The 13,633-nt window shown below is 45.1% G+C and carries 15 protein-coding genes and 1 riboswitch; of the genes, 7 read left to right on the plus strand and 8 right to left on the minus strand.

Annotated elements, in window-relative coordinates; all coding sequences use genetic code 11:
• The first annotated feature begins 22 nt into the window (after positions 1–22).
• Positions 23–1,285 (plus strand): S8 family peptidase, encoded by a 1,263-nt coding sequence (locus CHH48_RS15485; RefSeq protein WP_095220058.1) that lies wholly within the window; start codon positions 23–25, stop codon positions 1,283–1,285.
• Positions 1,286–1,334: 49 nt separating this feature from the next.
• Here CHH48_RS15485 and CHH48_RS15490 read toward each other — a convergent pair whose 3' ends face one another.
• Positions 1,335–2,531 carry an MFS transporter gene (locus CHH48_RS15490; RefSeq protein ID WP_176466471.1) on the minus strand — a complete coding sequence of 399 codons (1,197 nt, stop codon included), beginning with the start codon at positions 2,529–2,531 and terminating at the stop codon, positions 1,335–1,337.
• Between the two features lie 4 nt (positions 2,532–2,535).
• Positions 2,536–3,579, minus strand: a complete 1,044-nt coding sequence (locus CHH48_RS15495; RefSeq protein WP_095220060.1) for an ArsR/SmtB family transcription factor — start codon at positions 3,577–3,579, stop codon at positions 2,536–2,538.
• Between the two features lie 71 nt (positions 3,580–3,650).
• Between CHH48_RS15495 and CHH48_RS15500 the strand changes: the two genes are divergently transcribed.
• The 4 genes from CHH48_RS15500 (at position 3,651) to CHH48_RS15515 (ending at position 6,240) form a co-directional block, all read left to right on the plus strand.
• A complete protein-coding gene (locus CHH48_RS15500) occupies positions 3,651–4,160 on the plus strand; it encodes an NUDIX hydrolase (RefSeq protein ID WP_095220061.1) in 510 nt (169 codons plus the stop codon).
• Between the two features lie 22 nt (positions 4,161–4,182).
• Positions 4,183–4,545: a DoxX family protein gene (locus CHH48_RS15505; RefSeq protein ID WP_245840400.1), complete on the plus strand. Its 363-nt coding sequence runs from the start codon at positions 4,183–4,185 to the stop codon at positions 4,543–4,545.
• 66 nt (positions 4,546–4,611) lie between these two features.
• Positions 4,612–5,688 (plus strand): tetratricopeptide repeat-containing glycosyltransferase family 2 protein, encoded by a 1,077-nt coding sequence (locus CHH48_RS15510; protein WP_095220062.1) that lies wholly within the window; start codon positions 4,612–4,614, stop codon positions 5,686–5,688.
• Positions 5,689–5,751: 63 nt separating this feature from the next.
• Positions 5,752–6,240 carry a DUF456 domain-containing protein gene (locus CHH48_RS15515; RefSeq protein ID WP_245840401.1) on the plus strand — a complete coding sequence of 163 codons (489 nt, stop codon included), beginning with the start codon at positions 5,752–5,754 and terminating at the stop codon, positions 6,238–6,240.
• Positions 6,241–6,269: 29 nt separating this feature from the next.
• On the opposite strand, the gene CHH48_RS15520 is transcribed toward CHH48_RS15515, so the two are convergent.
• The 3 genes from CHH48_RS15520 to CHH48_RS15530 form a co-directional block, all read right to left on the minus strand.
• Complete coding sequence (locus CHH48_RS15520) at positions 6,270–6,563, minus strand: DUF3817 domain-containing protein (protein ID WP_095220064.1); 294 nt, start codon at positions 6,561–6,563, stop codon at positions 6,270–6,272.
• Positions 6,564–6,657: 94 nt separating this feature from the next.
• Complete coding sequence (locus CHH48_RS15525; RefSeq protein WP_095220065.1) at positions 6,658–7,440, minus strand: carbon-nitrogen family hydrolase; 783 nt, start codon at positions 7,438–7,440, stop codon at positions 6,658–6,660.
• Positions 7,437–8,531, minus strand: coding sequence for an iron-containing alcohol dehydrogenase family protein (locus tag CHH48_RS15530; RefSeq protein WP_095220066.1), 1,095 nt, complete (start codon positions 8,529–8,531; stop codon positions 7,437–7,439). The genes CHH48_RS15525 and CHH48_RS15530 overlap by 4 nt, the downstream gene beginning before the upstream one ends.
• Before the next feature lie 77 nt (positions 8,532–8,608).
• Positions 8,609–8,711: riboswitch (SAM riboswitch) on the minus strand.
• A 106-nt stretch (positions 8,712–8,817) separates the two neighbouring features.
• Here CHH48_RS15530 and CHH48_RS15535 point away from each other — a divergent pair.
• Positions 8,818–9,996, plus strand: coding sequence for a pyridoxal phosphate-dependent aminotransferase (locus CHH48_RS15535; RefSeq protein ID WP_095220067.1), 1,179 nt, complete (start codon positions 8,818–8,820; stop codon positions 9,994–9,996).
• 39 nt (positions 9,997–10,035) lie between these two features.
• Here CHH48_RS15535 and CHH48_RS15540 read toward each other — a convergent pair whose 3' ends face one another.
• From CHH48_RS15540 to CHH48_RS15550, 3 genes are read right to left on the minus strand one after another with little or no spacing between them, the layout of a single operon-like run.
• Positions 10,036–11,166, minus strand: coding sequence for an MBL fold metallo-hydrolase (locus CHH48_RS15540; RefSeq protein WP_095220068.1), 1,131 nt, complete (start codon positions 11,164–11,166; stop codon positions 10,036–10,038).
• A gap of 13 nt (positions 11,167–11,179) precedes the next feature.
• A complete protein-coding gene (locus CHH48_RS15545) occupies positions 11,180–11,806 on the minus strand; it encodes a metal-dependent hydrolase (protein ID WP_095220069.1) in 627 nt (208 codons plus the stop codon).
• Between the two features lie 58 nt (positions 11,807–11,864).
• Complete coding sequence (locus tag CHH48_RS15550; RefSeq protein WP_371809655.1) at positions 11,865–12,320, minus strand: DUF4385 domain-containing protein; 456 nt, start codon at positions 12,318–12,320, stop codon at positions 11,865–11,867.
• 144 nt (positions 12,321–12,464) lie between these two features.
• Between CHH48_RS15550 and ddlA the strand changes: the two genes are divergently transcribed.
• Positions 12,465–13,571, plus strand: a complete 1,107-nt coding sequence (gene ddlA / locus CHH48_RS15555; protein WP_095220071.1) for a D-alanine--D-alanine ligase — start codon at positions 12,465–12,467, stop codon at positions 13,569–13,571.
• The last annotated feature ends 62 nt before the right edge of the window (positions 13,572–13,633 follow it).

A 13,633-nucleotide genomic window follows, 5' to 3' on the forward strand; every position in this document is an offset into this window, starting at 1 on the left:
TAAAATCTAGCGAGGTGATTGAATGAAAAGAAAACTGGTAAGTGTCGCTGCTGTTGCAATGATAGGGTTATCTGTATTCCAGCCGTTACAAGCTGGTGCCGCACCTGATGAAACGGCAAAGAATGAGGAAGTCCGCGTTCTCGTTAAGCAGAAGGACGGTGTGTTTTCCACTCAAGCAACCGACGAGGTCAAGGAAGAGCATGGCGTCCGCAACAGCTTCGGTAATGAAGGCTTTACAACTGAGGTATCTGAAAAAGAGCTCGAGGAGCTAAAAGCTGACAAAGCCCTGGAAGTAACCGAAGTAAGTGTATATACGAAGCAGGAAGTGTCTGAAAAACGGGATGTATCGACACAAGCTGTATCTGACCGTACACCGTGGGGAATTCATGCAATTTATAATAACTCATCCATAACTAGAACAAGCGGCGGAAATAATATCAACATCGCTGTTCTAGATACTGGCACGTCTGTTAACCACCCTGACCTTGCTGCAAATGTAGAGCAGTGTGTTGACTTTACCCAAGCATCCAGTGGACAAGTGAATGGCACTTGTGTCGATCGTGATGGACATGGTACCCACGTCTCTGGTTCTGCACTTGCCAATGGCGGAAATGGTTCGGGTATCTTTGGTGTAGCACCGGAAGCAGATCTTTGGGCTTATAAAGTACTCGGTGATGATGGGCGAGGCTATTCCGATGACATCGCAAACGGTATCCGGAAAGCTGCTGATGATGGAGCAAACCGTGAAGAGAAAGTCGTCATTTCAATGTCTCTTGGTGGGGGACAGGATTCTCTCATCTCTAGTGCAGTTCGTTATGCAAATAACAGAGGTGCATTAGTCATCGCAGCTACGGGTAACTCCGGCCCTTATGAAGGTTCAATCGGATATCCTGCTGCACTGCCAGAAGCTGTTGCAGTAGCAAACTTGGAAAACCGTCAGCAAAACGGTACATACCGAGTTGCCGATTCTTCTTCCCGAGGCTACAGTCGTACAGATGGTGATTATGTTGTGCAGCAAGGTGATGTGGAAGTATCAGCTCCAGGATCAGCTATCCTATCCACTTATCCAGGGAACACATATGCGTCACTGACTGGTACATCTATGGCTACACCGCATATCTCTGGTTTGGCAGCTAAGATTTGGTCAGAAAACACTGGCTTGAGCAGCTCCCAAGTGAGACAGACATTGCAGACCCGTGCTCGTGGTAACGATATTCTTGGCGGCTATGGTGCTGCTAGAGGTGATGATTATGCCTCCGGTTTCGGTTTCCCTCGTGTTCAATAATACAAAGAAATGAATGAAGAAGGCTCCTATAATATGAGGAGCCTTCTTTTTATAGTTTCTGAGGCAATTTATATACAAGCAGACCAGAGATGCTAGCAACACATCCTCCAATTAAAATTGTTCCCCCGATGCCGATCCACTCTGATAAGAAACCGGCGCAAACAGAAGCAACTGGAAGTAAGGTAAACGTAATGAAGCGGGATGTAGATTGGACTCGACCTAGTAAATGCCGTGGTGTGTAGCGTTGTCGAATTGTTTTGATGATCGGGTTAACGGCACCTGCAGCTGCTGTTCCAATCATATTGAAGCAAGCCGCCAGCCAGATAGTATCCGTCAGCCCGACACAGATGATGGATAAACCGCCAATCACTTTAGCAGCGAATAATATCTGTTTGTATGTAGAGAACCGATCGGCAAAGAAACCCAGAGATGTACCTAGAATGGCTCCGATTCCGCCAGAAGATAATACAATGCCAAGCAGCAAAGGATCTTTTGTGAGTTGGTTTACATAGATGACCAGTAAAACAATGAGAAATTGTATTCCGAAGTTGGAGATTAGTGATATAAGATTGGTGTACCAAATTTCTTTCTGTTGATAAATGAAAGAGAATCCTTCCCTCAGCTCGTGTATGTATTGGGATATGGAGAAAGTTCTGGAGCTGGTTGTTTGTTGCTCGTATGGGAGCAGGAGCACTAACCACACGGCGAGTAAGGAAAGTCCACATACTGCTATTAAGCTGTAATGGATGCTAAAGAATAGTAGAAAAATACCGCCTATGCTCGGACCAATCACGATGGTAAGCTGAAATATAGCACTTTCCAGACTGTTAGCGAAATGAAGCTGTCGATCGGCAACTAGATGTGGAATGGCAGTAAACTGAGCACCCTGATAGAATTGACCAGCGAATCCGATACACATGGATATGATACAGATAAGCAGGAGACTTATCTGACCGTTTACAGCGAATATACTTAGCAGCAAAAAACAGAGAAATCGGGCAAAGTCAGCAAATAGCAGTACATACTTCCAGTTTGCACGGTCGAGAAAAGGACCGATAAGAGGCTGCAGCAGCATCGTTGCCCGCTCTGCAGCTATAGCAATCGTAACGGCAACAGTGGAAGAGGTTACTTCAAGCACCAGTAGCGGGAGCAGGATGCTGTAAACCTGCCCGGCCATGGAAGCTATTGTAGTACTCATCATCAGGCGTGATAGCGGATGGGTTAGCGTGATCTTCTGCACAATCATGTGATCACTCTTCCAAAAATGACTGTAGATCATGATCTAGGGAAGTGATACTATCTTTATTTGCGTAATAAGCCTGTTTATCTGACCCGATAAGTCCGGCTGATTTGAGCATCTTCAAATGATGGTGCAGTGTTGATTTCGCAACTGGAAGCTGCTCTGTTAATTGCTGGAGCGTTTGTTCACCTTCCAACAAACGTTTTAGCAAGTTAAGTCTGGTTGCATCACCCAATGCTTTATACTTTCTTACAAGCATCGTATCCGGATTATATCTGTTTTCTGGATCGATGCTATTAGCGTGAATTGGATAATAAAAAACCTTCGTACCAGGCAGATCTGCACTGATGGTCCACGGTCTGTAGTGGAAATGGGGAATAAACAATATTGTATTTATAGCATCATCGGGTTTGTAGCTTGTACTGTTTGTAACCCAACGAATAAAGGTCAGTTTATCCATTGCATCCAGCTTTTGTTCTCTATTCGATACATCTCGTTCCAGCATATCCTGCAAAATCCCTTCCTGCGGTCTGATCACTTCCTTAAACCATTTTGTCATAACGGAGATCAAGTGTTCCTTCAGGGAAGAGATATCTGCGTTGGCAATAAAAGCGATATAATCTGGGAAGAAAGGGTTATCTGCAGTAACCTTTTGCAGAGTGGCCAATGCGCTTTCATTCCCCTTAGCAGCCTTAATTCGATGTTTTTCGAATGAGCTTCCAATGTAGGGAAAGCTTTGTTCCCGTAATGTCTGTTCCGGCATGTTGAAGACCTCAGCTGTCCACTCATCCAAGGTTGCAGCATTTGAGTGGTGCAGCAGCTGAAGCAGCGTCTTCCAGGTGTTGGATTGATGAATTTCTTGCAGTTCGAACTGAAGCTCTTCCGAAAAGCCATTTTCGGGATCATCCCACATCTTTTCTACATGCTCGAGTGTTCCAGCAAGTGAAGCATTCGTTACTGCGGCAATTCCTAAAGCTGCTTCCCATAGTAACGATGTTTCAAAACGAATGGTATAATCATGCTTTGCTTTAAAACCCGTCTGAATTATTTGCATATTTATCACCTCATAAATAATTCTATATTATTAGAATATTAAATTCAATAAAAATCGAACGGAGTGATGGAATGAATAATTATCATCGTGCATTCGGTGTTTATGCTGTTATACATAAAAAAGGTAAACTGCTTGTCATACATAAAGGAAGCGGCCCATATATCAATCGCTATGATTTGCCAGGCGGAAGTCTGGAAAGCGGGGAGGGTTTACTGGAGGCTGTCATTCGTGAAGTGAAGGAAGAAACAGGTTTAACTGCAGCAGTTAAGAAGCAAATTGGTGTTGTCGATTTTAAGCTTCCGTGGCGGTGGAAGGATTTTACCCATGTACACCATACAACAGTTTTTTATATAGCAGAGGCAACTGGAGAATTGCAGATTCCAGAGCAGTTTGCAGGACAGGATGCGTTGGGAGCTGAATGGGTTTCTATTAATAATTTAACCATTTCGAACAGTTCACCTTTGGTCATGCAAGCAATCAATTGGCAAGTATCAGCAGAACTGCCGCTAGAAACTGTCGTTTATCCAGAGTGGGAAATCAGAGAGGGGAGTTTCCGGGAAGGAGATCAGGGTATTACATAAGAAAAAAGAGGGAGCGGCTTAGGTGAGAAAAGTAGGCTTATATGTATTTAGTCTGATGTTTGTTGTTGCTGGTATTTTGCACTTTGTATTAGATGATGGCTTCGCGGCCATGCTGCCAGCGTACGTACCTCTGCGCTATACGTTGATTTATCTGACCGGTATAGCAGAGTTTCTCCTAGCTATCGGATTATTGGTGCCTGCTACCAGGAAATTAACGGCTATTATCACTGTCATCTACCTGATTGCTATTTTTCCGGCAAATATATACAGTGCCGTCTACGATATACCTGCGCCAGGCTTTGAGGAGACCGACCAAGCACTTCTTTATGCTAGGCTCCTTGCACAGCCGGTACTGGTTTGGTGGGTTTGGAAGGTTACGAGATAAAACGCATCTGCAATTCTTCAAAAGGCTTCGCATATAGTGAGGATATCATGTATGCCGAGGTGACTTATGCGTTCCATCAGTTTGTGTATGATTGTTAAAGATGAAGAAGAAGTGCTGGCTGGCTGTTTGGATAGCGTCCAGAATCTGGTAGATGAAATCATCATTGTGGACACAGGCTCCACTGACCGGACAAAGGAAATCGCAGCACAGTACACTACGCGTATTTTTGATTTTGAATGGATAAATGATTTTTCCGCTGCCCGAAATTACAGCTTCAGTAAGGCGACGGGCGAATACATCATGTGGCTCGATGCTGATGATGTGCTGCTGCCAAAGGATCAGGATGCTTTTCGTGATTTATGGAGTGGCTTGACTGATGAAGTGGATGTCGTGTCGATGTATTATCATACAAGCTTGGATGGTGAGGGCCGGCCGCTATACCTATATAGGCGCAATCGAATAGTAAAGCGCAGCAAGAATTTTCGCTGGCATGGTGCCGTCCATGAATACTTAGAATTCGGCGGAAATATCGTGGCATCGGAAATAGCTGTCACACACCGTAAAAGCGAAAAAACCCATACGATTTCAGACCGCAATATGAGGATTTATGAGTCCTTTGTCGCTTCTGGCAAGGAACTGACACCACGCGATATGTTTTATTATGCAAATGAGCTGAAGGATCACGGGAAGTTCGAACTTGCCAAGTCTTACTATATGGAGCTTCTTCAATCAGAAAAGGGCTGGGTGGAGGACAATATCCGGGCATGCCAATATCTGGCAGATTGCTGCAAAGCAGAAGGAGATATAGAAGGGTATCGCATGCACCTGTTCCGTTCCTTCCGTTATGACCGGCCGCGACCGGAATTCTGCTGTTTAATCGGTGACTTACTGACAGAGGATCGGAATTATGATGCAGCTGCATATTGGTATGAGCAGGCCTTGGATTATGAAGGGAAGGAGCTGCCGGGCTTCAGTGTACCTGCTTATACGACTTGGTATCCGTATTTGCAGCTGACGCTTTGCTATTCCCGGATCGGACTGCTTGACGAGGCAAAATCAGCTCATGAAAAAGCTGTGTTCTATAACCCGGATCACCCAAGTGTGCGCCATAACACATCATTCTTCGAGAAGCTCAGTCTTTAATTTCCTTTTGCTGTTTCATATGTCATAATACGTACTATCAAGGTAAGATATGGAGGATTGGTTGTGGCATTAGATATAATTGCTTGGATCATTATTGCGGTGGCATTCATCGCTAGTTTCGCGGGAATTGTTTATCCGGTCATTCCCTCTCCGCTTATGCTTTGGATTGGATTCCTAGTTTTCCAGTTCATGCTCAGTGATGGAGATTTGTCTGTATTCTTCTGGATTGCGATGGTTATCCTGACGGTGATTCTGATTATCTCGGATATTATCGCGAACAGTTATTTTGTTAAAAAATTCGGCGGCAGTAAGTGGGGAGAACGAATTGCAGCAATCGGTGTAATTGTTGGTTCCTTCATCATCCCGCCTTTTGGTATCATTATCGTGCCGTTTGTTGCTGTGCTTATAACAGAACTTATCCAAAGAAGAACACCGAAGGAAGCTATCTATTCTTCAATTGGCTCACTTCTAGGTTTCCTTGGCGGATCGATAGCAAAGATTGTAATTCAATTAATCATGATTGTATGGTTCTTTATAGCAGCTTTCGTATAAAAAAAGCGAGCATCGCTGCTCGCTTTTTCTTATGCGTATTCTGTTTTCTGCAATCGCATATCTAAAATATAATAACCGAATGGAATGACGGATGCGAGCAGGGCTAAGATGGCCCATTTCATTCCCCAGCCAACTTTCAAGGTCGTATAGCCAGTCCAAATGACATACAGGACGAACAAACCGCCATGGATGGCACCTATGTAGGTGACGAAGATCGGTATATCCATCATATATTTCAAAGGCATTGCCAAGAACAATAACAAAAGCAAGGAAGTCCCCTCGAGAAATCCGATGATACGGAACCATTTCAATGTCGCTTGCATGAAAGCCCTCCCAAAAACTATTTATAAATAGTATAAGCAAGCTTGCCCCTATTTACCACTCATCGGGAGAACTTGTCATAACATTGTCAAAATATCATGTTACATCATAGATGGACGGACGTCTGTCCTGAAACACGGGGATGCGGCTGCGAACGTCATCCACTTGGTCAAGGACTGCTTCACCATACAGAATGGTAGCTTCCTCGCCAGCTTCAGCAATGACCTCGCCCCATGGCCCGATGATCATGCTATGCCCGGCGAATTCATTGGCAGGATCGCTTCCAGCCCGATTACAAGCAACTACATAGCATTGGTTTTCGATTGCCCGGCTGAGCAAAAGCGCACGCCAGTGATCCAGTCGCGCTTTCGGCCACTCGGCAACAACGAAGAGCACTTGCTGATCGTGAATCATATGCGTGCGGATGAATTCGGGAAAACGGATGTCGTAACAGATGACACCAGCTGCTCGCTTATTTCCAATGGAAAAGGAAGCAGATTTGTCGCCTTGGGTCAGAAACTTCTCTTCATCCATCAACCGGAATAAGTGCGCTTTATCATATTCATGTAGCAGCTCACCAGCTGGTCCGAAGACAAGCATCGTGTTATAGACACCAGTTTCGGTCTGCTTGGCAATGGAACCAGCGACGATATATTTTTGGTGTGTTTTAGCCAATCTGCTGATGAATCGCTTCGTTGTTTCTCCCTCTGCATCACTTATGCTTTCAAGCCTAGACAGGTCGTAGCCAGTTGTCCAAAGCTCCGGCAGCACGAGGACATCGGCATTTTCCTGTGCCTCATTAACTAATGCTTCCACTGTTCTGTAATTGGCTTCCGGATCACCAAAAACGATATCATGCTGAATTAAGGCAAGTTTCATTGTGTCACTCCCTTATTCGCCGCAACGAATGTCTCGACACTTCGCATGGCGTCCACGACTTGATCTGAATCGGAAACATGCATGAAATGAATGGATTCACCTGGTGCGACAGCGCCGTCTGCAGCAATTTTCATCGCTTTGTCCAAATCCTCTTTTACGCCAAGTTCTTTAAGTACTGTTGGTAATCCGAGTTTTTGATAAATTGGAAGCAAAGTGCGAATATCGTCAAACTTCTCTTCCAATGCAAGCTGAACAAGAATGCCGTAAGCTACTTTATTTCCGTGCAGCTGCTCATGTGTTTCTGCAAGTCTTGTCAGTCCATTGTGAATGGAATGTGCACCAGCAATTCGGCCGTATTCATCACCGAAACCGCCTACCATACCGCCAGCCATAATGATAGTTTCTGCAACCCGGGTAAATGCACTGTCAGTACGTTCACTTTGTAAAGAACAAATAGCTGCATCTCCTTCGGCAACCAGGATATCCCGGCATAACTTGGCTGCGTTGCGGGATATCTGAACAGCAAGCGGCTGATCCGTCATATTTTCGGTAAGTGCATCTGCTTCGTACCATTTGGCCAATGTATCACCGATTCCAGCAATCAGATAAGGTACAGGTGTTGTGAGCAAAAGTTTCGGCTCGACAAGCAGCATAAATGCACTGCGTGGGAATACAGTATATTCGACGAAATTACCTGCTTCATCATAAAAAACGCTGAGTGAAGCCCATGGGGAGCAGTTAGAAACGATTGTCGGAATTAGGATGACTGGCAGCCCTGCATCATTGGCAGCAGCTTTGGCAGTATCTAACACTTTTCCGCCGCCGACACCGATTATGAACTGAGCAGCTTCGTCTGTTGCGATGCTTGCTAATCTAGCTGCTTCTGCATGTGTGCACTGGCCGTTATAAGCGACTCGTTTTACTGGCAAATCAATCGGATCCAAGAATGGGGAAGCCGCTTTCCAGGAAGCATCTCCGTGAATAAGCAAACCATTTGTCCAATTCAATTCCGAAAGCCTTGCTGGAAGACTTTCCAGTATATTATCCTCACAGACGTAATAATTCGGAGCGCCTTTTATGTTGATGGTCATGTTGTCACCTCATTGATTTTTTACATAAAAAAACTCTTCCAGACGAATATGGAAGAGGGAAAGGCGTGTGTCTAGTCCCCTTATCCCTCAGCGTCTCGCTGTTGGATTTAGCACCGTGTGCAAATGCACCGGTTGCCGGGCTTCATAGGGCCAATTCCCTCCGCCTTCTCTTGATAAGAGTGTGTGATTCATGTATGATTTGTTCATTATCGCATTCTATTTCCAACACTGTCAAGATTGGTAATAGTCAGAATAATAAGAGTGAAACAACAGGAGAGTGAGTAAGATGGATTTTCCGTTTTCGGATGCATTGAAACGACTGCCGGAACAGTTTTTTGCCGGCTTAGTACATAAGGTAGGTCTGCTGGAGAAAGAGGGGCACGATATCATCAAGCTCGGACAGGGAAACCCTGATTTGCCGACGCCGCAGCATATCGTAGAGAAACTGAAGGAAGCTTCCGATAATCCGGCTTATCATAAATATTCACCATTCAGAGGCTTTGATTTTCTTAAGCAGGCAGTTTGCGACTTTTATGATCGGGAATACGGTGTAAAATTGGATCCCGCAACAGAAGTGGCCATCATGTTCGGCTCTAAAACAGGTTTGGTGGAAATCAGCCAATGTCTGCTGAATCCTGGTGATTTGGCACTGCTTCCGGACCCGGGGTATCCGGATTATATGTCCGGTATCGAACTTGCGCAAGCACGAACATCGTTCATGCCATTAACCGCTGAAAATGAATTTCTGCCTGATTATGATGCTATTCCTGCTCGTGATCTGGAAGAAGCAAAGCTGATGTTCTTGAACTATCCAAACAATCCCACTGCTGCAACAGCGGATCAGAAGTTCTTCGATAAAACAGTGGAACTGGCAAAGAAACATAAAATCTGTGTGCTGCATGATTTCGCTTATGGTGCACTCGGCTTTGACGGTGAAAAACCACAAAGCTTCCTGCAATCCGAAGGCAGCAAAGAAGTTGGCATTGAAATGTACACCTTATCCAAAACGTATAATATGGCCGGCTGGCGCATCGCTTTTGCAGTTGGTAATGCCTCTGTGATTGAAAGCATCAATTTAATCCAGGATCATATTTATGTAAGTTTGTTTGGCGGCATGCAAGAGGCGGCTGCTTACGCTCTGACAACGGATCAGAAATGCGTGGAAGAACTCGTCCGCACGTATGAAAGCAGAAGAGATGCTTTCATCGGCCATTTACGTGCTATCGGTTGGGATGTACCCGAACCAAAAGGTACTTTCTTCGTTTGGCTGCCAGTTCCGCACGGATTTACTTCTGAGGAATTCGCTGATTTGCTGCTGGAAAAGGCGCATGTGGCAGTTGCTCCGGGGAATGGTTTTGGCGAATATGGAGAAGGATATGTTCGCGCAGGTTTATTGGATACGGAGGAAAGATTGCTGGAAGCGGCAAAACGAATCGAAAAGCTCGGTATCTTTTCAAAAGCATAAGAAAGAGCCAGTCCTATATGGGACTGGCTCTTTTGTCTGTCAGCTTGTCACTGCGCAGCGATTTGGGCCGGATTCTATATCGGCTTCGTCTGTGCTATCAATGGTGGCTTTTCCTTGATTGGCTTCCCGAATCAGCTGGTAGCTATTCGGCTGCTGGGAAGGAATGCTATCCAAAACGGAGGAAGCAAATTGGCTCACATCCTGCAGCTGCAATCGGGGATTTTTTCTGTATAAATCTTCCATGCGAGCTTGAACTGTACCGTCCGTTTCGATCTCTGACAGCTCGGAAAAATGGGAAGGAAGGACAATCAAGTCCAACGACAATAATGGAAACTTTTCATATAAAGTGTTGTGCAGATCCTTTACCCATTGTTCTGCTTGACCGGCTAAATCTGGGCGGCCGATTGATTCGGTAAAGAGCGTATCTCCAGACAGCAGGAAAGTGTCATCAACGACAAAACTGATGCTTCCTTCTGTATGACCTGGTGAGGCAATGCTGCGCATGCCTTCTTCCGTTTTTCCGAATGGAATCGTCATACCGTCTTGTAAAGGAGAAAAGGTGAATGTCGCTTCTTTTCCATCATCAGCAGGGAACCAATATGTCGCTCCTGTTTCTTCTGCCAGTCTCCGTCCGCCGGACAAATGGTCCGCGTGAAGATGGGTATCAAGTACATGTTTGATCGTCCATCCGTTTTCTTTAGCGAAGGTTGAATAGGCTTCGGTGAACCTTGCCGGATCTACTACAGCTGCTTCTCCATTGGAGACGACCATGTAGGATAGGCAGCCTTTCCCAATACGCATGAATTGATAAATCTCCCCGCCATATGTGAGATCGCCGACTTTACGGGGACTGAGTGTTTCTCCCCAAGCTTGCATGCCGCCAACGACATGAACGATATTATCCATTCCGGCTGCTTGTAAGAGGGAGACGGCTGTCTGAGCTGATTTGCCCCGATAGCACATGACATAGACAGGATCTTGTTCTGGCAGTTCTTTACGGGCCTTATTTGGGTCTGCTTTGATAGCGGCAAACGGAATATCATATCTTTTAACGCTATCGGCTGTAATTGACCAGTCATGAACATCCGCTTCTTGCCGGATGTCAAGAAGATGAACGGTATCTTTCGCTTTTATTTTTTCTGCCAGTTCTGCTGTGTGCAATGGATTCATGCAATCGTCTCCTTTAGAAATCTTTTTTGATTATAGGAAGGAGCAGTTTGACTCCTTTCTTATTCACTGGGAATATTCTGCTGTCAGCGAGCAGGTGGCTTGCATAACCGGCTGTGCCGGCAAGCTGGGTGCCGAATAGAGCGGTCTCTTGTTCAAAGAATGTCATCAATATGTAGAAATAGATCAGTCCGATCAAGGAGTGAGTGTATGACCGGTGGGCAAGGAAAGATGCAATTCCGATATAACATCCGCTCATGACAACCCATGTATGCCCCGTGTACAATCCGGTCAGCAGAACAGCGATGCCTGTAATCAGCAGCATGAACTTCTTATTGATTACGCGGGAGAGAACCATAATTCCTGCTCCAATCGCTAACCCGATATAACGATCTTGGCCGAATAAATTCCACATACTATATAGAATGAGCAATAATCCGATAAAAATTGTAATATTGCGGATGGCTTTGTGAGAAAAAGTAATTCGGTTAGAGAGGATTCCGCCTGTATCCAAATCTGGTACAAGAGCTGCGACAGCTGCCGTACAAGTCATTGTGACCGTCACAGCGCCTTCTGCATTCAAGGCGGTGGCACTGGCGAAACCTGTGCCAGCTCCGATTAATAGATGTGTGATTCCTTTCATTCTAGCTGTGCCTCCAAAAGTTAGTCTTTAAAAGCATACTAGAATCTTTATGTCATGGCTATCCGTATTGTTTCTGATGCGCTTTCTTACGGGAAAGATAATCTTCATCTTCTCTTATTTCGTCCCATCTTTTTTTGAAAATCTGTGCAGAAGCTGCTTTTTCTTCATCAATTTGGCGGTCATGCCTTTCTGTCTTGTCTGCATCCTTATATTTTTTGCCGCCTTTATAATTAGCGTAGCGGCGAGCACGGGTATAGCCCATCTGGATGTACTTCCTGGCCATATCCATTCCGACGAAATCGTCTTGCTTACGGTATTCCTCAAACATCTCCGAAATTTTCTGGCAGGATACCTTAGCAATTTCTGGTGTCTTGAAGCGCCAATGGGGAAGGATTTCACTTTTATAAGGCTCGACCATCAGCACACCTTGCTCACCGCGGCCGACGCGGTACTTTTCTGGATGTTTACGAAAATCAGTCGAGGCATCAAAATGATCGTAATAGCCCATTCCCATCCTCCTGTCTCTGTTGTTAATGTATATAGTTACCGAATGTGCTCCATGTGAAACGCAATTTTTTCTTATGGACATAGGAGGCAGCCGTACGCGTTTGTGATAAAATGAAAGCAATGGTCTCACGTCAGAAAGGAATGGTTACAGGTGGGTAAAACAAAAGTAGGAATCGTCTTCGGCGGAAAATCCGCGGAGCATGAAGTGTCCTTACAATCTGCAAAAAATATTGCCGATGCAATTGATAAAAATAAATATGATGTTGTCCTAATCGGAATCGATAAAGAAGGAAAATGGCAGCTGAATGATAAGGCAGACTACCTGCTGAACGCACATGATCCAAAAAATATCGAACTGAAGCCTTCCGAGCAAGGAATCGCTGTTGTACCTGGTTTGAAGGAGAAACAGCTCGTCAATCCAAGTCAAGGTGCTGTCCTTGATCAAGTGGATGTTATTTTCAGTATCCTCCACGGTACACTTGGTGAGGATGGCAGCATGCAAGGAATGCTGCGTATCGCTAATCTCCCATATGTAGGCCCGAATGTACTAAGTTCAGCTGTATGCATGGATAAAGATGTTGCAAAGCGTTTACTGAAGGAAGCGGGCATTCGAGTAGCGAATGGCTTCACATTCAAAAAACGCCAGCTTGGATCTATCCGTTATGAAGAGGTAGCAAAAGTGTTGGGCACCACAGTCTTCATCAAGCCTGCAAACCAAGGATCCTCTGTCGGCGTAAGCAAAGCGAAGACAGAAGATGAGTTCTACAAAGGCTTGGAAGAAGCTTTCCGCTATGATACGAAGGTTCTTGTCGAGGAAGCAATTGTCGGCCGTGAAATCGAAGTGGCTGTACTTGGCAATGAAGAGCCGATCGCTTCCTTACCGGGAGAAATTCTGCCGAAAACAGAATTTTATTCTTATGAATCCAAGTACATCGACGAATCAGGAGCAGAGCTGGCAATACCAGCACAACTTTCCGAGTCTGTTACAGAACAAGCAAGAAAGCTGGCAGTCGAAGTATTCCAGACACTCGATGTCGAAGGGCTTGCACGTGTTGACTTCTTCCTGACAGAAGAAGGCGAATTTGTCGTAAACGAAGTAAACACACTACCAGGCTTCACGAAAATCAGTATGTATCCGAAGCTTTGGGACATCACTGGTATTTCCTACCCTGATCTGATTGACCGCCTGATTCAGCTGGCAATTGAACGTCATAAACGAGATAACGAACTTAGCAACGCTGCTTTTCAGCAACAGTAAGCGTAGTAATTTAGTGTTTTAATACAGGAAAATCCAGACTATGAAGAATCTTATGTAGAATT

The organism is Terribacillus saccharophilus (assembly GCF_002272075.1).
Lineage (GTDB): Bacteria > Bacillota > Bacilli > Bacillales > Amphibacillaceae > Terribacillus > Terribacillus saccharophilus_A.